Raw genomic sequence first — 21,481 nt, 5'->3', positions numbered from 1 at the left:
CGGAGTATAGGTGCAACAGGCCGTAAGTACGCACTAACGTGACACTACTGCTCACTTACGGCCGTTTTAGGCAAGCAAAAAGACCGTAAGTCGTGACTATAGTCGCGATAGTGCGTAGTTACGGCCTGCTTGGTGCCAGATAAGCGACTGTTTGCCCCGACCAACTAAGCGACAGTCGCTATCGCCACACGCTGCCGGTTGATGAGCGTGATGTTTTGGCGGGTAACTCGTCACTCTCCGCCAAAATGTCACGCGATGGCGGCCCAGTGACCGGGGGTGACTTCGCGTAGGGGTAGTGCGGCGAGATTAACACCGTTCTGATCAGCAGTGCCGCCTGCACCCACACCACCAGCCGCCGGGTCAAACACCACCCGATGACGCTGACGCTCAGCGCGCGGGTCCGGCTCAGGAACCGCCGAAATCAGGCTTTGCGTATATGGATGCAACGGATTGACATACACCTCATCAGCCGGACCAGTCTCCACAATCCGACCTTTCCACATCACAGCCACGCGGTCGGAAATGTAGCGCACCATCGACAGATCGTGCGCGATAAACAGGTACGTCAGCCCGCGCTGCCGCTGCAAATCCTGTAATAGGTTCACAATCTGCGCCTGAATCGACACGTCGAGCGCAGAAATCGGCTCGTCGCACACAATAAACGACGGATTCACTGCGAGCGCACGCGCAATACCGATGCGCTGCCGCTGGCCGCCGGAAAACTCGTGCGGATAGCGGTCCGCATGTTCCGGTCGCAGGCCGACAAGTTCGAGTAGTTCGTTGACTCGCTCGACTCGCTCACGCTTGTCGACGCGCTCGAAGTTATCGATTCCTTCCGCGATGATGTCACGCACGGTGACATGCGGATCGAGACTGGCGTACGGGTCCTGAAAAATCATCTGCACTTGCTGCCGGAACGCTGTAGTATCCGCGCGGTTGCGAATCGTACTGATATCGCGGCCGTTGAACAGTACGCGACCGGACGTGATCGACAACAGTTTGACGATCATGCGGCCGGTGGTTGATTTGCCGCAGCCTGATTCGCCGACGAGTCCCAGCGTTTCGCCGCGCGCGATGGAAAAGTTGAGATGATCGACGGCAGTGACTGCGCGACTGGTGCCGCGCTTACCGTCGCCATATACGTGGGTCAGATTTTCGACGCACAGTAGTGCGTTATCAGCGGATTGCGATACGGAAGATGTTTCACGGGAAACACGCGATGCGGAGGATGTTTCACGGGAAACATCAGAATCACTCGTCACTTCTGCAGTCATCACGCCGCTCCTTCCACATGATCGCGCAACATATTCCACTGCGCCCACCGTTTCTTAATCTCGTCCGGCGGCTCAACGCGTGGCGCACGCGGGTCAAGCAACCACGTCGCCGCCGCATGAGTAGGTGACACAGTAAAGAACGGCGGCTCGTACTGCTCATCAACCGCTAGCGCATACGCATTGCGCGGCGCAAACGCATCACCAGCTGGCACCGCCGCGAGATTTGGCGGCACGCCGGGAATAGCATGTAGTCGACCGCGCGTCTCCAGCGTCGGCGTAGAACCGAGCAACCCCCACGTATAGGGATGCTGTGGATCGTAGAAAATCTCGTCCGCCGTACCGTACTCAACAATTTTGCCGGCGTACATCACAGCCACACGGTCAGCAACCTTCGCTACCACACCTAAATCGTGCGTCACCAAAATAATTGCCGTACCACTCTCCCGCTGAATTTGCGCGAACAAGTCGAGAATCTGCGCTTGTACCGTCACGTCGAGCGCTGTGGTCGGCTCGTCTGCGATAAGTACGTCCGGATGACAAGCGAGCGCAATCGCGATTACGATGCGCTGACGTTGACCGCCGGAAAACTCGTGCGGATACTGACTGAACCGTCGCTCAGGATCGGGAATACCAACCTGCTCAAGCAGACGAATCGCTTGCTGTTTGGCTTCGCGATTACTGACTGACCGATTGTGCAGTCGTATCGTTTCAGTGATCTGCCGACCGATAATCATTGTCGGATCGAGCGACGTCATCGGATCTTGGAAAATCATGGCGATTCGATTGCCGCGCAAATCGCGTAATGACTTGCGATCCAACGCAAGCACATCGCGATCGTCAAACCGTACGTCACCGTCAATACGCGCATTACGCGGCAACAGTCGCATCAGCGAGCGGCAGGTTACTGACTTACCGGAACCGGACTCGCCTACTAACGCAAGCGTCTCCCCAGCATGTAAATCAAAACTCACGCCGCGCACCGCGCACACATCGACACCGTCCTTGCGGAACGTGACATGTAAATCGCGCACCGATATGCGCGGCGCGAATGCGGCAGACGGCACAGATGCAGCGGTAGCGGCAGAAGCCCCAGTAGCACTCACATCAGCCATCGTTACCCCCTCATCTTCGGGTCGAGCGCGTCGCGCAGGCCATCCGCGCACAGATTGAACGCGAGCATGATCACGCATAGCACTGCTGCAGGAATCCACATTTGATACGGGTAAATACGCACCACTTTGAACCCGTCGTTGAGCAGTGTGCCGATTGACGCGTTCGGGATTTTCATACCCACGCCGATGAAACTTAAGAATGTTTCAAAGAAAATCGCGGTCGGAATCGAAAACATGAGTCGAATGATGATCAAGTTCAGGATGTTCGGCAGTACGTGACGAACTGCGATAGCCGCGCGCGGTGTGCCGAGTACGATCGCAGCCTGCACGTATTCAAGTGAGCGGATTTGTAACGTTTGACCACGCACCACACGCGCCATCGTAATCCAGAACGTGATGGCCATCGCCACGATAATCGACACAAGCCCGGGCTGGAACACGAGCAGCATGAGTACGACAACGATCAGGCTCGGCACACCGCTGATGATTTCGAGAATGCGTTGCATGAGATCATCCACGCGTCGCGAGGCGAGACCGCTGACCAGTCCCCACGTCACGCCGATCACAATGTCAAGAACTGCGGCGACGAGCGAAATAATCAGTGAAATACGCGTGCCGTACAGCAGTCGCGAGAACAGGTCGCGGCCGAACTGATCAGTACCGAGTAGGAAATGCTGGTTTTGCGCGCCGATCGCCGCATACTTGCTGGCTGCACCACCCAGCCAATATGGTGGCAGGTTTGCGTACTCGACTTTCTGCGCGTTCGGGTCGGCTGGCGCGAGGATTGGTGCACTGAACGCGATAATAAACAGCGCGATGAGTACGATGCCGGCTGCGATTGCGGTTTTGTTGTGACGCAATCTGAGCCATGCTTGCGCGGCGTGACTGATATGCGGCACGTCGACCGTATCGTGATTGTCGGCTGTGCGGGTGCGCGGTACGAACAGCGAGTCCGGGATTGCGGATGGATCGATGGGCTGGGTCGCGACTTGAGTGACTGTGGTTGGATTGGCTGAACGAGCCGAATCCGTGGCGTGAATGTCTGTGACTGTAGCGCGACTATCGGCGATGCGGCTGTTCGTAGCAGCCGCTCGCGCAACGTCAGTCACTCCACCAGCGACTCTATCGCCGGCAATATCTACAGCGGTCATCTCACTCCCCCTCCTTGCCGACGATGCGTACACGCGGGTCGGCAATCTGATACAGCACGTCCATCAGGAACACAACTACGACGAGCACCGCTGAATACCAGATCGTGACGGCCATGATCGTGTAGTAATCGTTCGACAGGATTGATTTCGTGAACTGTTCGCCGATGCCTGGTACTGAGAAAATAGTTTCGATCACTAATGATCCGGTCATCAGTCCTGCGATCATTGGACCGATCACTGTGATCAGTGGAATGAGTGAATTGCGCAGTGCATGTCTGATGATGATCATTGGCTCGCTCATGCCTTTCGCGCGTGCAAGTTCGATGTAATCAGAAGTGAGCACATCGATCATTTCTGTTCGAATGAATCGCGCTGCGTCGGCGAGCGGGGCGATCGATAGTGCGATCGTTGGCAGGATTGTCGAGCGAAATCCTTGATCCCACAAGCCAACGGGCAGTAGTTTCAATGAAATCGCGAAGATTGATTGAACGATCACCGCGACAACATAGTTCGGAACTGATCGACCGAGAATAGCAATTGATGAGCAGAAACGATCAATCCATGTGTTTTGATTGGCAGCAGCGAGCGCACCGAGCAACACACCGACGATCGTACCGAGTATGACTGCTTGCAAACCGAGCTGAATGGACGGGCCGATGCGTGTGGCCATCAGTGTGGTAACTGGCTGATCGGAGAATTGCAGCGAAATACCGAAATCTCCGTGGAGCACGCTGTTGAGATATGCAAAATACTGCACGATCAATGGTTGATCGAAACCGTACTTTTTGTTCAGTTGCGCAAGTTGAGCGTTACTGATCAAAGCCTGATTAGCATACGGTGTGCCAGGGAGCGCGTGCATGAGGAAAAACGTGACGGTGATGATGATCAGCATCGTCACGGCCATCATGATCAGTCGGGAACCGATGAACGTAAGCCAACGTCGCATGCGAATCACCTATGTCTTTCGTTTGGATATGAGATTGTGTAAGGCACGATCACTGAGCAGCACCCAAGGCTTTATCGCGACTCTCCTCAGGGGAGCCGCGATAAAGCCTTCACGCGAATCAGTTTGTGAACTTGGCCTTGGCTGGGTCAACGGTGCCACCCAGCGAGCTGGTCACATATCCGCTGAGCTTCGGGTTGATCAGGTAGCTGCTGGACGCTTGCACGAGCGGAATGACCACTTGGTTGTCGATCAGATACTTGTTCGCTTCCTCAAGATGCTGCCAACGAAGCTTGAAATCGTTGCCATCCTTCGTGTTAAGGTCGTTCACAAGATCAGTCAGCTCTTGGCTCTTCCACTGTGAGTGATTGTGCTCATAGCTCGTCTCATGCTGCTGCACGTACGAGGTCGGGTCCCATGTGCCGGACCATCCGCCGAGCGCAAGATCGAACTTGTAGCTCATCATTTCTTCAAATCGCACAGAACTCGGCACTGACGCAACGTCAATCGTCAATCCGGGCAGCGTATCCTGCAGCTGAGCTTGCAAATACTGGCCGATCTTCTTGCTCTGATCATCGTCAGAAGTCACGAGACGGAACTTCACCGAGTCCACTCCCAGCTCGCCAAGCGCCTTCTTGAACAGGGTCTTGGCTTCGTCCTTGTCAGTCGGCACGAGGTTGCCCCAATCGTCCGCAATACTCTTGCCTGTCTCCGGGTTCTTCGCAATACCGTTCGGAATCACGCCCACAGCCGGTGTCGCTTCACCGTTCAAAATCGCGCTGGCAAGCTGCTTGCGATCGATCGCGAGAGAAAGCGCCTTGCGTAGGTTGAGATTCTGCAGATTCTTGTTCGAGCTGATACCGAGTTCGAGGTTCGTCGCGCGCAGCGACGGCACGGTCACGAGCTCTTTCTTACCCTGATACTGCTTGACATAGTCGCCGGTGATGTGCACGCCGTCGATCTGACCAGACTCGAACAGGTTCACCTTCGACGCAACATCCTTGACTACCGACACGTCAATCTCGTTGAACGAAACGTTCTTCGCATCCCAGTAATTCGGGTTCTTTACGTACTTCCAGTTGACGTTTGTACCGTTCCAATCAGCCAACTTAAACGGTCCAGTAGCGAGCAGATTGTCAGCGTTGAGCGCATAATCCTTGCCTTTCTCCTCGACGAACGACTGCTTGACCGGAGAGAGCAACGTGTCGGTAAGTAGCTGCGTGATGTATGGATTTGGTGCGGTGAGCGTGAACTACAGTTGGGTATCGCTCGTTGCCTTGACGCCGAGCTGATCGACTGGAGTTTTGCCGGCGGTGATTTCGGTGGCGTTCTTGATGTAATTGAGATTCTTCGCGGACTGCGAACCGGTGGCTGGGTCGACGACTCGTTTGGCAGCGTAGACGACGTCGGCGGCGGTGAGTGGCGATCCGTCGGAGAATTTAAGACCGTCGCGCAAGGTCACGTCGACCGTGAGACCGTCTTTGCTTACAGTTGGCAGGCTTGCAGCGAGTGCCGGTTCGACGTCGCCCTTGGAGTTTTGACGGTAGAGCGGTTCAGCGAAGAAGCCGACTGCCTCGCCTGAGATAGTGTCGTAAGTTTTGCCGGAGTCCATTGTGGTGACTTCGCCGGATGCTTCCCACTTAAGTGTGGTGCGCGCGGATTCGCTGGAGTTACCTGCAGCGTTTGAGTTGGCGGTGGTGCCGCCACCAGAACCGCATGCGGACAGTGCCATGACGATGGCTGCGATTGATGCGATGATGCTGGCTGCGCGACGGCTGGTTAGGCGGTTTGTAGTCGGCTTGTACGCAACTGATGTTGCTGTAGTTGATGATGATGATCGTGAAGTGATCAGAGATGATCTGATCGAAGATGATAATAGATTGCGAGCCATGTGATTTCCCCTCTCATAAATGGCTGTATTAGTGGGTTATTTGTTGATGTGTGGGTGATACCGCGTCCCCTCGGCACGGCTGATCACGAATGAAATATGTGTGCTGACTGATCGAGATTGATCAGATTCGATGACTTGTGATGAGTATTCGTACAGCTAGTAATGATCACAGGCCGTCCGGGTGATCATATGTGATTATTTCGTTCCCCAACAAAGTAATCACATATGATCATAACGGATGTCGATATCCTTGATCTCCCCCTAGATCACGTTCAGTCAGCGGCACATTCGACATGAACTACACATGACTTGAGTCATGCGCATCATGCACATTCGACCGCACATTACTGCGCTAAGCCGTTGTGCTGATGCTGTGTTGTTGTTCATGTCATTCCCCCTGCTGAGCGTGTACCCCGTGCACACCGCCCGCAATCATGATCACATATGGCTGGCCGCGACACACCTTCACGCTTATACCGGCTACTTATAGGCAGCTATCGAACCGCGTCGGCAGTATAACAATCACGCATTTATGATCAGGTATGATCACATACATACGCGCTCATGTTCGGCGGTCAAAGTCAACGCTTACAAGCCAATGCCCAAGACGCGCGGGGCGAGGAGGCTCATCCCCTCACCCGAGTGGCGGAAATTGCTCACTGAGCGCCGCTCAGTGAGCAATTTCCGCCACGACCGGAATCAGAGCAGTCCCTATAACACCCACTCAGCATCCACCCATAACCAGCTATCAGCAACATCTATGGCGATGTTGCTGAAAACCGGTGCGGCCGCATTCGATACGCCGTATCGTAGAAGTAGTCCGATCGAAAACGATCATGCAATCTTTTGATCATCATCGATCGTTGATCATAACTGCGCAATTCTACGCATTACTATCACGCATCATGAGAAAGGGGAACTCATATGAGCACTGTCACTGAACCGATTAATACTGAACCGATCACTGAATCAGTTCATCCAGCAACCGACGCAACTTCGTCAGCTACGCAACCGCATATCCCGCAACCGGCTTTTCCACAAGCCGATATCGAGGATGCGAAGCGTATCATCAGCGATTTCGTCGATCGATCTTTACCGCACTATCAACAGATCTCGCTCGCCATTCATGACAAGCCAGAAGTCAGTAACTACGAATTCTTCGCATCAACCACACTGTCCGATCAACTCAAAACTGAAGGCTTTAACGTAACGCTCGGCGTTGCCAGTCACCGCACCGGATTCGAGGCCGTGTATGACAGCGGCAAGCCCGGACCGACCGTCGTGTTTCTCGCTGAATACGATGCGCTGCCAGGCATTGGCCACGGATGCGGACACAGTATATTCGGCCCCAACTCATCACTCGCCGGCGCAGCCCTCAAACAAGTCATCGACCGATTCGGTGGGCAAGTACGCGTATACGGCACCCCCGGCGAGGAAGGTGGCGAAAACGGCAGCGCGAAAGGCGCGTTCGTCGATGAAGGATTTTTTAACGACGTGGACATCGCGCTAGCCGCACATCCCGGTAGCGGCGGCAATTATCTGACCACGCGCAATCTGGCGTGCCAGCCGGTCGATATCGAATTCCACGGCAAAGCATCGCACGCGTCAGGTAGTCCAGAACTCGGTATTAACGCACTCGACGGCGTTATCCAAACGTTCAACTCGATTAACGCACTGCGCCAACATCTGCCCAAAAACGTGCGCATCCACGGCATTATCACTGACGGCGGCGGACTGCCCAACGTCGTGCCCGACTATGCAAAAGCCAAGTTCTATCTTCGTTCTGCATCAGTGCCGGGTCTCAAAGAACTGCGGCACAAGGTCGAGAATATTGTGGCTGGTGCAGCACTGGCGACCGGCGCGAAAGGCAGCCTTACGCCATACCAGCATCAAGTGGATAATATGATTCCAACTCCGTTGTTCGACACAGTGTGGGAGCACAATGCGCTGGCACTCGGTCAGAGCGTCGAGCCAACCGAACAGGATAAAGTCTCATTCGGTTCAAGCGACGTTGGTAACGTATCGCAGGTAGTGCCCACGATTCAGCCGATTTTCAGCATCTCCCCCACTAAACTCGGCGGACACAACGAGCAGGTCGCAGCCGCAGCAGCCAGCGAGTTCGGACTTGCATCAATTCAGTGGTCAGCTAAGGCACTGGCTTACACCGCACTCGATGTGCTCACTAATCCGGAGCTGCTCGCTGCGATCAAGCAGCAGCACGCCGCTCGCGTCGCCGCCCAACAACAGGATGCAGCCGCCGCGTGATCTAGTATCCTGCGTCAGAAGTTCGTTGGCATTTGCGGCTCCCCTTGTCAGGACATTGTCAACGAACTTCTGACGCAACAATGCATCTACAGATTTCATGTCCGTACATTAGACGTACAATATCTCGTATGAGTACAGCAACACTTAAAGATAGTCGCTTTGAAATGCGGCTAACACAGGAACAACGCTCGCGTATTGATCAAGCCGCCGAATCAAAAGGTTTAACAGCATCTCAATGGGCACTGTCAAACCTGCTACAGGCAGCAGATCGAGATATTCGCGAGGCCCACATTATTCATCTCAGCGATGCAGCGTGGAATGATTTCACCTCGGCACTCGATGATCCACTCCCTGACAGCACCATAAAACTGCTGGGAAGTGAGCCGATCTGGGCATGACATCCTTCACCAAGCCGAGAAAACTGCTTGCCAATGACAATATCATCAGATTTGATTGTGGACTGCCGATCGTAAACGATTGGCTTGCAAAGCACTACCGCACTTCCAAAAAACAGCACACAGCAGTCGTTTATGCCACATTCGATGGCAACGCGCTGGCGGGATTCTACACACTCAGCACATACAGTATGACTCACGAACAGGCTTCCGGCTGGCTGCGTCGCAATAGCCCAGACCCAATTCCGGTGATATTGCTAGGTATGCTCGGCGTTGATATGCGATATCAAACGTTACACGTGGGCAGTCAGCTGTTGCGAGACGCCATTTTACGAGCCATATCTGCAGCGGAAATTATCGGTGCGCGAGCTTTAGTTGTAGAACCTGCGACCGATAGAGCTGTTAGCTTCTACGAGCATTACGGGTTCCGTCATATCAATGATTCAACGATGATGTTCATTCCGCTGTCGTTTGGCACATCCAATTAGTTGACCGAATGCAGGTGCCTACTGTCTGGGTTAGTCGTTAGCGCAGTGATGCGAGGGTAGCGGCGAGACGACGGAGGACTGCGGCGAGACGATCGCGATATGAGATGCGTCCAACGTTCCTACCACACCCGTACCAAACACATGATCAGCAAATGCCTCGTCGTTGATCACAAGCAGATCATGCCGCGCGGCCACTGTCGCGATTGTTTCACATGAAACACGATCGAGCACCGTCGTCATCGGGTTGAGTGGATTCGCGAGCACGATTGCCCGCGTTCGCTCACCGGCAGCACGCACTCGCTATACCCGCCATTTGTGTATTAAAACGCACTCCTCATACCCGCCAGACGTGTATGATTGAGGGTAATTTATACCCGCCATTTGTGTATCAAACCACACTTTCCTTACCCGCCAGACGTGTATAGAACGGAGCAAAACATGATATATCAACGCAAAGCATATGAACGCTTATTACAGTGGAAACAGCAACAGGGACGTACGTCCATGCTGATTGAGGGCGCTCGCCGAGTAGGAAAAAGTGTGCTAGCTGAAGAATTTGGCCGTCGTGAATACGCGCGATGCTTACTCATTGACTTTTCCGAAGCGCCAACAGAAGTATTCGATTTATTCCTTCATCAACGTCATGATACCAACTCTTTTTTCCGCTACTTGTTTGCCTTCTACGCTTTCCAGCCAGTAGAACGGGATACGCTCATCATCTTTGATGAGGTGCAATTCTGTCCTCAAGCGAGAGCATTCACCAAACAACTAGTCAAAGATGGACGATATGACTACATAGAAACTGGCTCATTGGTATCAATTCAAAGCAATGTGAAGGATATTCTCATTCCGTCAGAAGAAGAGTCATTGGAATTAAATCCATTCGATTTCGACGAGTTTCTTTGGGCAATGAACGAGAAGCCATTAGCTGATCTCATTCAAGATTGTTACAGACACAAGAAACCGCTTCCAGATGCTTTGCACCGTAAAGCAGAACGTCTATTCCGTGAATACATGCTTGTTGGAGGTATGCCGCAAGCAATCCACGCTTATATTACTGATAACAGTTTCATGTCCGCAGATCAAGTAAAGCGATCGATACTTCGGCTCTATCGACGTGACATAGAGAAATACGGAGCAATCGAAGCAAAAAACATAGCGGCCATATTCGACGAGATACCAGCGCAATTATCAAGGCATGAGAAACGTTTCCGTCTCTCGTCACTGAAAAAAGGAGCGCGATATCAAACATATCAAACTGCATTTTTCTGGCTCGCTGATGCGCGGCTCATCAATCCCTGTTATCGTTCCACGGACCCAAGTATCGGCCTAGGCATGAATATGGAACAATCTGCAGTTAAATGCTACATGGCTGACACAGGATTACTGATAACTCATGCCTTCTCAGATGGCACGATTACTGCCGATAGTATATATCGAGATATTTTGTTCGGTAAAATCGGCCTTAATGAAGGCATGATTGTAGAAAATATTGTCGCTCAGCAATTCAAAGCATCCGGACATAAACTCTTCTACTTCACTAAACCAGACGAGGAAACACGCAAGTCACGCATCGAAATCGACTTTCTACTCCCTGAACCGTACGAGAATGCAGCCGGGCATTATCGCATCAGTCCAATTGAAGTCAAATCAGGCAAACGATATTCAACTGCTTCTCTAGATAAAATGAAGACAATATACGGCAAACATATCGGTACCGAGTATGTGCTTGCACCTAAACCGTTCGCAAGTCAAGGAGACAGAGTTCAGGTTCCGTTGTATATGAGCGGAATACTGTGATCACTTGGGATGGCGCGGATATCGGTCAGATAATCAGATATCCGCGGGGATGCGGTGATCGCGCCAGTAGTACTCGCGATCGTGATCGTTGATCTCGCGCACAACGCGGCACGGCGTACCGAATGCGATCGTGTTGGCTGGAATATCGTGATTGACGAGACTGCATGCGCCAATCACCGCGTTGTCGCCGATCGTAACGCCGGGTAAAACGGTCACGTTCGCACCAATCCACACATTGCGGCCAATGTGAATCGGTTCAGAATACTGAGCGACCCGCTCACGCAAATCAGGACGAATCGGATGACCAGTCGTCACTAACGTCACGTTCGGTCCGATCATCGTGCGCTCGCCAATAAAAATCTCACCGTCGTCCACCAAGGTGAGGTTGAAATTCGCATACACGTGTGCACCCCAATGCGTGCTGCACCCCCAGTTTGCGTGCACGGGCAGCTCGACGTATGCACCTTCGCCGAACTCGGCGAAAAACTCGTGCAATAGCTCCTTACGCCGAGGGTCGCCGGGCATCGTCGCGTTCAACTCGTGCAGCATCTTCATCTGCTCTTGCTGAGCGGCTCCCATCTCAGGATCGTCGCAGAAATAGATTCCAGAAGTGTGCATTACATCCAGCACGCGCTGCGGTACGGTCATTGTTGGCTCCTTTGCACTCGTTCAGCACTCGTTCGTCTCGCGCCACGAGTTACGTGTTATGCGCGGTATGCATCCTCATCCGGTCCGTACTCCACCTTAACCGGTTCAGCAGACCACCTAACTTACACGTTAGAAAACTGTCAGCCATGTTCTCAGCTCCTCCGGTTAAAAGAATTGCTCAGCGTAACTAAGAATGAGTAAATCCGTTAAATGAACGATCCGTTTTAAACATTAGTGCTGCGCACCATTACTTTCAAAGTGCGCAGCGTAAACATGCATCATGCATAAAGTTATAGTCATACTATTTTACTCACTCAATGAACTATAGAAACATAGCCATATACAACGGCATTACTTCAATATTCTCCCCCGCAAAACCCATATTACTATCCGCAAGTTTGATACCATGAGAAACATTATGATTTTCGATCATTGACTGCATAGATTTAGCTTTACGATTCGCTGATGATTTAACTTCAATAGCTGTTGCCACATCGTTATATCGAATGAAAAAATCCATTTCCAGTCGAGAATCTTTTTCATAATAATACAGCCGATGCCCATTTTTGGCGAATATATCGCCCACAATATTCTCGTAAATCGCACCTTTATAAATGCCTAAATTATTATCGAGAATATCTTTTTGTGCACCGTTATCCAATATGGCAATTAACAAGCCTGTATCGCGCATATACACTTTAAATTTTTTATCATCTGCGTTACCTTCGAATGGCAATTGAGGAATTTGTAAGCAATAGCAAAAATTGATAATGCCCGCATCATACAACCATTGCAAGCTTCCAGCATATTTGCGAGCCCCTGCTTTCTTTTCCACCACAGCATAACTAAACTTCTTCACATCACGAGCAAGTTGCTTGGGGATAGACAAGAAACAAGCTCGTGCCTTTGCTTTCTCACTGCCTTCCGCATATTTAGCAATATCATCCTCGTAATCTGACAATATAGCGCGTTGTTCCTCTAAAACTTGCGCATAATCATGCGTATCAATGAATGTTTGAACAACACTTGGCATGCCTCCGATCACAATATATTGTCGAAAATATGCCATCATACGTTGGTGGACGACTTCATCAACTTTGGAGCGCGAATCAAAAAATCCTTTGACATATTGAATAAGATGTTCATCTACACCCATTGCCCACAAAAATTCTTCAAAGTCAAGTGAATGCATCACGACTCGCTCAGTGTAACCAACAGGATATGATGAAACATCTTTGTAATTGATTCCAAGAAGTGATCCAGATGCGATTACATCGTAGCGTCCATCTAACGCAAAAAATTTCAACGCAGTTCTAGCATTCGGACAGCTTTGTATTTCATCCAGAAATAACAGGGTTTTACCGGGAACAAACACACTGCCAGGAACCGAGAACATAATCCTTGCAACAATATGATCTACATCATTATTGCCGTCAAAAATATCTCTCAACAGGGATTGCTTTTCAAAGTTTAAACTCACATAATGTTCATAGTTTTTCTGCGCGAAGCGATCCACAATGTATGTTTTGCCAACTTGCCTTGCGCCTTGCAATAGCAAAGGCTTTTTCCGTTGCTTATTTTTCCACGCAATAAGACGTTTCTCAATCTTTCGCTCAAGCACAGCTAATCTCCTCCGTCACTATATATTCCAGAATATCACCTACATGCAACTTTTATGCGCGAATAAGTTGCACTGAATGCAACTTTTATGCGCGAATAAGTTGCACTGAATGCAACTTTTCCGCACGAATGCACTAATGCACAAATGCACGAATGCACTACACATGGTCAGCTGCGCACTGACGCACGATCAATTGCACGCTATCAGTGAAGCGCCCGGCATGAGTGACCGACATCACCGATAGAATGGCCGTGATATCGCGACATCGGCACCAACAGCGACATCGCAGTATCGCAACGCGCACACCACCATCAATAAGGGGTATTGATTATGGCAGACACAAACACCACACAGCCAAAGCCGCAGCAACCGACCATCACGCTCAATAACGACACCGTCATCCCGCAGATCGGCCTCGGCGTTTTCCGTACGCCGGACGGCGACACCACAGTGAACGCCGTGCGTGCGGCTCTCGAAACCGGCTACCGTCACATCGATACGGCGCGCATCTACGGTAACGAAGCATCCGTCGGCGAAGGCATCCGTCAGTCTGGCGTACCGCGCGAGGACGTGTTCGTCACAACCAAACTGTGGAATGACGATATTCGTGCGCATCGTGCGAAGGCCGCGTTCAACGAAAGTCTCGACCGGCTGGGACTTGACTATGTCAATCTGTACTTGATTCACTGGCCAGCAGACGGCTGGCAGCAGGCATGGGACGATCTGCAGGAGATCGCCGCGACTGGCCGCGCCAAGGCGATCGGCGTGAGCAATTTCCATCAGCATCATCTCAACGAGCTACTCAAGAACAGCGATGTCGTGCCGGCTGTAGACCAGATCGAGTCCTCGCCGCAGTTCACGAATCAGGAGTTGGTTGATTTTGTGCACGGTCACGGTATCGCGATTGAAGCGTGGAGCCCGCTCGGCGGCACCGGCGGCAACCTACTCACCGATCCCCTACTCGCGCAGATCGGCGCGAAGTACGGTAAGTCGGCCGCGCAAGTTGTCATTCGCTGGCACTTGCAGCGTGGCATCGTTGTGCTGCCGAAGTCCACGCACGCTGAGCGCATCCGCGAGAACTTCGATGTGTTTGATTTTGCGTTGACTGACGCGGACATGGCCGCGATTAATACGCTGAGCACTGGCCATCGCAACGGCGCGGACCCGGATAACTTCGGGTTCTGATGCTGCGTTGACACTGCGTTAATGCTCGACTGACGCTCGGCTGACGTTCGGTCGACGTTCGGCTGGCCCAAGTTTCGATACCAGCCGAACCCCGCAGTAGAATAGCCGCCCCTTGCTAGAGTGGGACGCATGAGTGATGAGATTCGTGACGTTATTATCATTGGCTCCGGCCCTGCCGGATATACGGCGGCTATCTACCTCGGTCGCGCTGGCTATCGTCCGTTGATGATCGCGGGTGCACTGACGCCCGGCGGTCAGCTGGTCAATACTACAGAAGTTGAGAATTTTCCCGGTTTCCCGGACGGCGTGATGGGCCCGGACCTGATGGATGCCATGCGTAAGCAAGCAGAAAAGTTCGGCACCGAGCTTGTGTACGACGATGTGGTGTCGGTTGATTTCGGCGGCGACAGCAACGCAACCACCGAGCCCGCCGTCAAGTCAGTAACCGTGGACGGCGGCGAAACGTACCACGCTCGCGCCATCGTGATCACAACCGGCTCCAGCTATCGCAAGCTCGGCGTGCCTGGCGAGGAGGAGTTCTCCGGCCGCGGTGTTTCGTACTGCGCGACGTGCGACGGTTTCTTCTTCCGCGGCAAGCCGATCATCGTGGTCGGCGGCGGCGACAGTGCGTTCGAGGAGGCGCTATTCCTATCGCGTTTCGGCTCGTCGGTAACGCTCGTGCATCGTCGTGACGAATTCCGCGCATCGAAGATTATGGTTGATCGTGCGCGTGAGAACGATAAAATCTCGTTCGTGACGAACGCAGTGGTCGAGTCAGTGAACGGTGATGACTCTGGCGCAACGTCAGTGACGCTGCGTGACGTTGTTTCACATGATACATCGCAGATTCCAGCGAACGGTATTTTTGTGGCGATCGGCCATACGCCGTGCACTGGTTTCCTCGGCGGTGCGGTTGCACTTGATGATGACGGATACATTGTGGTCGACGGCGCGTCCACGCGCACATCTGTATCGGGCGTTTTCGCTGCCGGCGACGTGGTTGATCGCACCTACCGTCAGGCCATCAGCGCTGCCGGTATGGGTTGCCGTGCCGCGCTCGATGCTCAGTCATACCTCAACGCAGAGTAAAACCGCTATCGAACAATGACATCTTGCAGTTCTAGGTTTTTAAGCCGTGTATAACGCTCGCTAGTAGCAAGACTGAGAAATCAAAAAGCCCGGAATTCCGGGCTTTTTGATTTCTCATTGCGTCAAATACTGACGTGTTATCCCGCTAAAAAACCTAGAACTGCAAGATACGCCCCACAACAAGCCAATCAACCATTTCTTCCCATTCCGCGCTACGCATATGGAAGAGAAAGCAGCCAGCATCACGCAGCCGTAGCCTTGCGATCGCGCTTGCCACCACAGTACGTAACCAAACACATACTGATCAACCCCACAGTAAACAGGCCGGCGAGTACCGGAATAAGTGCCGCGTAACGATGCGCCTGATCAGGCGCGTGCGCAACCACAAATGCAGCCAGTTGATTACCGGACAACCCAGCGAACGCCCATGCGCTCAGTGTCAAACCGTGCGTTGTGGAAACTGTTTTCGTACCGAAGTGCTGATCGAGTAATACCGGCAGTGTGGAGAAACCGCCGCCGTAGCCTGCGTTGATGAGAAACAGCATCGCCAGCACAGCCCATAACACTGCGTTATCGATACTGTGCGTGACGATCTGCAGCAAGCACACAGCAATCGACATAATGAAAATGATCTGATATACGGTTTCGCGATGCTTGAGATGATCGGAAATCGTGGAAAACCCAACGCGACCAGCCGTATTGAACACAGAATCGACTGCGAGAACCAGTCCAATCACGCCGGCAATAGCGGCAGCAAATGCAGAGGGTTCGAGGCCAGTGTACTGCGGAAGAACTGCAAGCATGTCGTGCAGGATGTCTTTTTCTTGGCTGATCAGTGCAAGACCGCACGTGATATTGATATAGAACGCGATCCAAATACCCCAGAATACGGGCTTTTTGAGGATGGTAATACGACTGACGTGTGAAGTGGCGGGGTCGTACACCCAACCAGCAGGACGTTGGATGAGCAAAAATCCGATGAACATCATCACTGCATAGACCGCGGCAAGAATCAGGAACATGGCTACCAGTCCTACGGTGCCGATCAAGTATTCCATAAGCGGGCTAGCGATTGCTTTTGCAAGACCAAAACCGGCAACAGCGATACCAGTCGCGAGTCCTTTGTTGTCAGCAAACCATAGCATCAGGTTTTTTACCGGTGTCAGATAGCCGACGCCTAGTCCGATGCCCATGATCACACCGTAACAGATGAACACGCCCGGCAGGAATCCTGCGGCAATACTCACGCCTGTGCCAGCAAAACCGACAACAAAACAGATCATGGACACAAGCGCCGATCGTTTGATATTACGTTCAACCATCGGACCGGCGAACGCGGCGGACATACCGAGGAAGAAAATGGCGAGCGAGAATCCCCACTCCACTGACGCGGAACTAGCGTGGAGTCGATCAGCGATAAGCTGCTTGAATACGCTCCAACAGTAGACTGTACCGATTGGAATATGAATAAGCAGCGCTGGAATAATCGCACTGGTCCAACGATTCCCGGTAACCCTTGTCATACAGGCGAATCCTTTCATTCTTCTACTTGGTGTACTGACGTACGAGTCAGTCATTTGTCGGTGCGTGAGAGATCACTTCCAAGACATGAACGTTATTTCCAACATACACAAACATGTTCGATGTTCATTTCGTCGGCGATAGTAAACCCTGTAACCCCTGTCAACGCGACAAATAGCACTATACCGCCATTTCATCGATACCACACGAAGCATTCAAGCAATCACAGCATGAGATTCCTCACATAATGCAACACTGCATTTACCCAAGTGACACCCCTCAAGTAAGTGTCAAATTACAGAAATATCTAATACATGCTTATGAAAATCACTTACATAAGATTCTCGATAATTACTCGCAGTAAGAGTTACTTTTTACATAGAACCAGCGTTTACACCCTCATTATGGATTTATGATTAACGCAATGTATAGTGTACTCAACATAATGACGTGTGATTTGTCGAATTTCCAGTATACTAAAAATCCAACAAATCACATGAAAGTACAAGTCCTAACTCACTGCCAGCCGGCGTTGGGACCGGCGGCATCGTCGCCGGCATCCTTGGGCATGAGCAGGTCGAGGATGCGGTTCATATCTTCGGGCGACGAGAACACGATTTCGATGCGGCCGTGCTTTTCGGAACCCTTGATGGACACCTTCGTGTCGAAACGATTCTCCAAATGCTGCTGAATCGGCGAGTTGGCCCACGGGTTGCTCTTGTTGACGCGAGCTTTGCGCGGCTGATCGCTTTCTGCAAGCATCATGGCGACGATTTCCTCGGTGGACCGCACTGACAGTCCCTCTGCGATGATTCTGGTCGCCAGCTTATCCATCTCGTCTTCGCTGTTCAACGCAAGCAGCGCACGCGCGTGACCAGCCGACAGAATACCCGCGGCCACTTTCTTCTGTACGCTGGCCGGCAGGTTGAGCAAACGCAACGTATTGGCAATCTGCGGACGCGATTTCGACACAGACTGTGACAGCTGCGCCTGCGTCAAGCCGAACTCGTCGATCATCTGCTGATATGCGGCCGCTTCTTCGAGTGGGTTGAGTGCAACGCGATGCAGATTTTCGAGTAGCGCATCACGCAACATATCGTCATCGGCCGTGGTCTTGACGATCGCTGGGATGACCGTGAGTCCAGCCAGCTGCGACGCTCGCCACCGCCGCTCCCCCATGATGAGCTCATATGGCGTGTCCGTTGCAGCAGCGCCCGCAGCGGCCGATGTTTCATGTGAAACATGCTGTGACGCCGGACGCTTGCGAACAACGATCGGCTGAAGAATACCGACTTCCTTAATCGAAGCGGCCAATTCGTTGAGCTCGTCTTCGTCGAAAATAGTTCGCGGCTGATGCGCGTTCGGTCCGATATCCGTGATCTTCAGTTCCGCGAGATAGCCACCCTGCACCGGCTTGAGTTCGATCTCGTCGTCGCTGTTCTTCGACGAGTCAGATTTCTTGGATTGAGACTTGCTACTCGATTTCGTATCGGTGACTGTTCCACGTGAAACGTCCGTAGATGACGATGATCTCGCTGCGGAGGCTGACGACGACGCAGCGTTTGACGTAGCTGACCCGCCAGTAGTGGCCGACGACACCGCTGCCGACGATGCGGACTCATGAGCGACCGCGCCGAGCCCCTTCACAGATGCCGACAACTGATCCAATCCCTCGCCGCCGAAGAACAAATCACTCGGATGAGCAATCTCCCCTAGTCCGGGCATCGAAGCACGCTTCGTCTTCGACTTCGAGGACTTGCCGTCGCCATGCGCATCGTGCGTATTCTTAGACTCGTCCGCCGTAGCAGACTTAGCGGACGCACTGAGCGGATCTCCCGCACTGTTGCGACCCATCGACGCCGCTGCAGAAGCGATCGCCGCAACAGTCGCCGCATCCTTCGCGGGCACAGTCACAGCCGGTACAGTCGCAAACGTCTTAGCCGGAGCATCCGCCGACTTATGTTCCTCCTGCGGCTCGCCGGGAAGATCGGGGAACAATGCGCCGAGCCCCTTACCTAAACGTGACTTCGCCATCTCAGTGTTCTCCTCGCTTGATTGCAATCGCTTCCAATGCTTGTGCCGAACGTTTCGCTATCTCCAGCGCCGCCTCGCGATACGAAGTCGCACCCATACCCTGCGGATCATACGCGATCACGCTCTTGCTGAAACTCGGCGCTTCCGCGATTTTCACAGTACGTGGAATCGTGGTATCCAGCACGATCGACGGATAGTGCTGCTTCACTTCGTCGTAAACTTCGCGACTGAGCAGCGTACGCCGATCAAACATCGTGACCAGCATCGTTGAGACAAGCAGCGTCGAATTGAAATGCTCCTGCACCAGCCCGATCGTGTGAATGAGCTGACCGAGACCTTCGAGCGCGTAATATTCAGCCTGAATCGGAATGAGCATCTCGTTAACCGCGCACATCGCATTGATGACGAGCAGACCGAGGCTCGGCGGGCAGTCAATAAACACGTAATCATAGTGCTGCTCAGACTGCTCAAGGAACGTTGACAGTGCCGTATCAAGCAGATTATTGCGGTTCGGCGAGTCGGCAACCTCAAGTTCGGCGCCACTCAAGTCGATGGACGCTGGCACGACGTCAAGCGTTGCGAAATCTGGGCACGTTTGCTTGACCTGTTCGATAGAAAGACGACCCTCAAGCACATCGTAAACTGACGGCAGACCAGAACCGTGCACGATACCGAGTGCCGTAGATGCGTTGCCCTGCGGGTCCATATCGATGACGAGCACGCGCGCTCCAGCTAGAGCCAACGCCGCGGAGATATTAACGGTAGTCGTAGTTTTGCCGACGCCGCCTTTTTGGTTTGCGACGGCGATGAGACGAGTACGTTCTGGCTTAGGGAACACTGCTTGTTCGATAGCCTTGTATCGGGATGACTCCTGTGCGATTTGCGACCCCAAGGGGGAATTCGAGTCCTTGAAGATACGACTGATGGTTTGTGTCACCGTTTCCGGCTCTGACACATCATCAATACGCTGATCATCCGTTGTGGACACAAGTTCCTCCTTTACCAGACAGTATGTTCCAGTTTCATCGTTCGCATGGACATGAAAACCGATGCACAAGTAATCCACACAGTTATCCACATGGCAGTGGATAACTGTGCACACTGTTGTGGATAACTTATGTTGATAGTGCAGTACAAGCACGCTCTAACCGCTGGAATATCAACGATTAGCAGTTATCCACATTTTATTATCGATATTGTGGATAACTTGGTCAACAACACGCCGGTCATGTGGATAACTCGCGCGCAGCAACCGCATTCAACGTTTCCCGTGAAACACTGACTCCGCCGACAAGGGGAGGCGAGTGCTACCGATGATCGACGAGAACTACGTGAGTGGGCTCTAGATCTGGGCCTACAGCAGCTTCGACCACGCGCGGATTCACTCCCCCGCGCTTCGTGATTTCTTTTGCGGCCTTGTCGATTTCAGCTTGAGCGGAACGTCCCTTCAATGCAATCAATCGACCATGCGACTTCAATAACGGCAGCGTCCATCCAGCGAGCTTTGTCATCGGTGCAACCGCACGACATGTCACCACGGCAAACGGATGCATCCCCGACGACTTGCGCATCTGAGTAATCACTTCTTCAGAACGCGCGCGCACAACGGTCACATTCTGCAAGTCCATCTCATCAACGCACTCGTTGAGCCACTCCACGCGACGTTCCATCGGCTCAATCAGCGTGAATCGATGATCTGGCAAACAAGCAGCCGCAACGAGTCCAGGAAAACCGCCGCCCGATCCTATATCAGCAACCGTCTTGAACCGCTCATGCTCAGTCGCCTGCTGCACAAACGGTACGATCGCCGCCGAGTTCAAAATGTGCCGCTCCCACACAATCGGCACATCGCGCGGACCGATCAAACCGCGCGGCTCACCCTCGCGCATAAGTTTCCCGTGAAACACTTCCAACTGCGGCAACGCATCACCAAGCACAGCAGCAAGCACTGGCGAACCGTCAAGCTGATCGACGATCGGCTCGGCTGCATCAGCTGATGTTTCATGTGAAACAACGTCACTCACGACTGTCAATCCTTCCACCAACCGCAATCAGCTACACTAA

General features: G+C 52.6%; 18 protein-coding genes and 1 pseudogene. 7 read left to right on the top strand and 12 right to left on the bottom strand.

The genetic code is table 11. From position 1 onward, the window contains the following. Positions 1-248: 248 nt before the first annotated feature. The 5 genes and pseudogenes from BHAP_RS02365 to BHAP_RS02345 all read right to left on the bottom strand — a co-directional run bounded on the left by BHAP_RS02365 (position 249) and on the right by BHAP_RS02345 (position 6,092). Positions 249-1,274 (bottom strand): ABC transporter ATP-binding protein, encoded by a 1,026-nt coding sequence (locus BHAP_RS02365; protein ID WP_094729213.1) that lies wholly within the window; start codon positions 1,272-1,274, stop codon positions 249-251. Next, positions 1,274-2,386, bottom strand: coding sequence for an ABC transporter ATP-binding protein (locus BHAP_RS02360; RefSeq protein WP_094729212.1), 1,113 nt, complete (start codon positions 2,384-2,386; stop codon positions 1,274-1,276). The genes BHAP_RS02365 and BHAP_RS02360 overlap by 1 nt, the downstream gene beginning before the upstream one ends. A 2-nt stretch (positions 2,387-2,388) precedes the next feature. Then, positions 2,389-3,537, bottom strand: a complete 1,149-nt coding sequence (locus tag BHAP_RS02355; protein WP_094729211.1) for an ABC transporter permease — start codon at positions 3,535-3,537, stop codon at positions 2,389-2,391. 1 nt (position 3,538) lies between these two features. Then, complete coding sequence (locus BHAP_RS02350; RefSeq protein WP_094729223.1) at positions 3,539-4,483, bottom strand: ABC transporter permease; 945 nt, start codon at positions 4,481-4,483, stop codon at positions 3,539-3,541. Between the two features lie 118 nt (positions 4,484-4,601). Beyond that, positions 4,602-6,092 (bottom strand): annotated as a pseudogene (locus BHAP_RS02345) (peptide ABC transporter substrate-binding protein). Between the two features lie 118 nt (positions 6,093-6,210). Here BHAP_RS02345 and BHAP_RS11590 point away from each other — a divergent pair. The 4 genes from BHAP_RS11590 to BHAP_RS02325 all read left to right on the top strand — a co-directional run bounded on the left by BHAP_RS11590 (position 6,211) and on the right by BHAP_RS02325 (position 9,519). Further along, a complete protein-coding gene (locus tag BHAP_RS11590; RefSeq protein WP_158216409.1) occupies positions 6,211-6,375 on the top strand; it encodes a hypothetical protein in 165 nt (54 codons plus the stop codon). 920 nt (positions 6,376-7,295) lie between these two features. Next, complete coding sequence (locus BHAP_RS02335) at positions 7,296-8,636, top strand: M20 family metallopeptidase (protein ID WP_094729208.1); 1,341 nt, start codon at positions 7,296-7,298, stop codon at positions 8,634-8,636. Between the two features lie 128 nt (positions 8,637-8,764). Next, positions 8,765-9,034: a type II toxin-antitoxin system TacA family antitoxin gene (locus tag BHAP_RS02330; protein WP_094729207.1), complete on the top strand. Its 270-nt coding sequence runs from the start codon at positions 8,765-8,767 to the stop codon at positions 9,032-9,034. After that, positions 9,031-9,519, top strand: coding sequence for a GNAT family N-acetyltransferase (locus BHAP_RS02325; RefSeq protein ID WP_244569261.1), 489 nt, complete (start codon positions 9,031-9,033; stop codon positions 9,517-9,519). Before BHAP_RS02330 ends, BHAP_RS02325 begins: the two co-directional genes overlap by 4 nt. 30 nt (positions 9,520-9,549) lie before the next feature. On the opposite strand, the gene BHAP_RS02320 is transcribed toward BHAP_RS02325, so the two are convergent. Further along, the gene (locus BHAP_RS02320; RefSeq protein ID WP_094729205.1) at positions 9,550-9,816 is read right to left on the bottom strand and encodes an aminotransferase class I/II-fold pyridoxal phosphate-dependent enzyme; all 267 of its coding nucleotides are present in this window, start codon (positions 9,814-9,816) and stop codon (positions 9,550-9,552) included. Between the two features lie 144 nt (positions 9,817-9,960). On the opposite strand from BHAP_RS02320, the gene BHAP_RS02315 reads away from it, so the two are divergent. Beyond that, positions 9,961-11,319, top strand: a complete 1,359-nt coding sequence (locus tag BHAP_RS02315) for an ATP-binding protein (RefSeq protein WP_211279669.1) — start codon at positions 9,961-9,963, stop codon at positions 11,317-11,319. Between the two features lie 33 nt (positions 11,320-11,352). Here the strand turns inward: BHAP_RS02315 and BHAP_RS02310 are convergent, their stop codons facing one another. After that, entirely contained in the window at positions 11,353-11,967 is a 615-nt protein-coding gene (locus BHAP_RS02310) for a sugar O-acetyltransferase (protein ID WP_094729203.1), read from the bottom strand. A gap of 322 nt (positions 11,968-12,289) precedes the next feature. Continuing rightward, positions 12,290-13,588: an ATP-binding protein gene (locus BHAP_RS02305; protein ID WP_094729202.1), complete on the bottom strand. Its 1,299-nt coding sequence runs from the start codon at positions 13,586-13,588 to the stop codon at positions 12,290-12,292. A gap of 330 nt (positions 13,589-13,918) precedes the next feature. Between BHAP_RS02305 and BHAP_RS02300 the strand changes: the two genes are divergently transcribed. Both BHAP_RS02300 and trxB read left to right on the top strand, forming a co-directional pair. Next, positions 13,919-14,773, top strand: coding sequence for an aldo/keto reductase (locus BHAP_RS02300; RefSeq protein ID WP_094729201.1), 855 nt, complete (start codon positions 13,919-13,921; stop codon positions 14,771-14,773). 129 nt (positions 14,774-14,902) lie between these two features. Next, a complete protein-coding gene (trxB, locus tag BHAP_RS02295; protein WP_094729200.1) occupies positions 14,903-15,862 on the top strand; it encodes a thioredoxin-disulfide reductase in 960 nt (319 codons plus the stop codon). A 242-nt stretch (positions 15,863-16,104) separates the two neighbouring features. Here the strand turns inward: trxB and BHAP_RS02290 are convergent, their stop codons facing one another. The 4 genes from BHAP_RS02290 to rsmG all read right to left on the bottom strand — a co-directional run bounded on the left by BHAP_RS02290 (position 16,105) and on the right by rsmG (position 21,393). Continuing rightward, the gene (locus tag BHAP_RS02290) at positions 16,105-17,385 is read right to left on the bottom strand and encodes an OFA family MFS transporter (RefSeq protein ID WP_094729199.1); all 1,281 of its coding nucleotides are present in this window, start codon (positions 17,383-17,385) and stop codon (positions 16,105-16,107) included. A 514-nt stretch (positions 17,386-17,899) separates the two neighbouring features. Then, positions 17,900-19,237, bottom strand: a complete 1,338-nt coding sequence (locus BHAP_RS02285) for a ParB/RepB/Spo0J family partition protein (protein ID WP_420807702.1) — start codon at positions 19,235-19,237, stop codon at positions 17,900-17,902. A gap of 181 nt (positions 19,238-19,418) precedes the next feature. Next, entirely contained in the window at positions 19,419-20,405 is a 987-nt protein-coding gene (locus tag BHAP_RS02280) for a ParA family protein (RefSeq protein ID WP_244569259.1), read from the bottom strand. Between the two features lie 319 nt (positions 20,406-20,724). After that, the gene (gene rsmG / locus BHAP_RS02275) at positions 20,725-21,393 is read right to left on the bottom strand and encodes a 16S rRNA (guanine(527)-N(7))-methyltransferase RsmG (RefSeq protein WP_094729221.1); all 669 of its coding nucleotides are present in this window, start codon (positions 21,391-21,393) and stop codon (positions 20,725-20,727) included. Between the last annotated feature and the right edge of the window lie 88 nt (positions 21,394-21,481).

Origin of the sequence: Bifidobacterium hapali (assembly GCF_002259755.1) — a bacterium.
GTDB classification, from domain to species: domain Bacteria; phylum Actinomycetota; class Actinomycetes; order Actinomycetales; family Bifidobacteriaceae; genus Bifidobacterium; species Bifidobacterium hapali.
This window is presented reverse-complemented; position numbering and strand designations above follow the sequence as displayed.

Excerpts from the sequence above, each read along its gene's own strand:
- BHAP_RS02365 (WP_094729213.1), bottom strand. The coding sequence starts at position 1,274 with ATGACTGCAGAAGTGACGAGTGATTCTGATGTTTCCCGTGAAACATCC.
- BHAP_RS02330 (WP_094729207.1), top strand. The coding sequence starts at position 8,765 with ATGAGTACAGCAACACTTAAAGATAGTCGCTTTGAAATGCGGCTAACA.
- BHAP_RS02325 (WP_244569261.1), top strand. The coding sequence starts at position 9,031 with ATGACATCCTTCACCAAGCCGAGAAAACTGCTTGCCAATGACAATATC.
- BHAP_RS02285 (WP_420807702.1), bottom strand. The coding sequence starts at position 19,237 with ATGGGTCGCAACAGTGCGGGAGATCCGCTCAGTGCGTCCGCTAAGTCT.
- BHAP_RS11590 (WP_158216409.1), top strand. The coding sequence starts at position 6,211 with ATGACGATGGCTGCGATTGATGCGATGATGCTGGCTGCGCGACGGCTG.
- BHAP_RS02300 (WP_094729201.1), top strand. The coding sequence starts at position 13,919 with ATGGCAGACACAAACACCACACAGCCAAAGCCGCAGCAACCGACCATC.
- BHAP_RS02350 (WP_094729223.1), bottom strand. The coding sequence starts at position 4,483 with ATGCGACGTTGGCTTACGTTCATCGGTTCCCGACTGATCATGATGGCC.
- BHAP_RS02310 (WP_094729203.1), bottom strand. The coding sequence starts at position 11,967 with ATGACCGTACCGCAGCGCGTGCTGGATGTAATGCACACTTCTGGAATC.
- BHAP_RS02355 (WP_094729211.1), bottom strand. The coding sequence starts at position 3,537 with ATGACCGCTGTAGATATTGCCGGCGATAGAGTCGCTGGTGGAGTGACT.
- trxB (WP_094729200.1), top strand. The coding sequence starts at position 14,903 with ATGAGTGATGAGATTCGTGACGTTATTATCATTGGCTCCGGCCCTGCC.
- BHAP_RS02335 (WP_094729208.1), top strand. The coding sequence starts at position 7,296 with ATGAGCACTGTCACTGAACCGATTAATACTGAACCGATCACTGAATCA.
- BHAP_RS02290 (WP_094729199.1), bottom strand. The coding sequence starts at position 17,385 with ATGACAAGGGTTACCGGGAATCGTTGGACCAGTGCGATTATTCCAGCG.
- BHAP_RS02360 (WP_094729212.1), bottom strand. The coding sequence starts at position 2,386 with ATGGCTGATGTGAGTGCTACTGGGGCTTCTGCCGCTACCGCTGCATCT.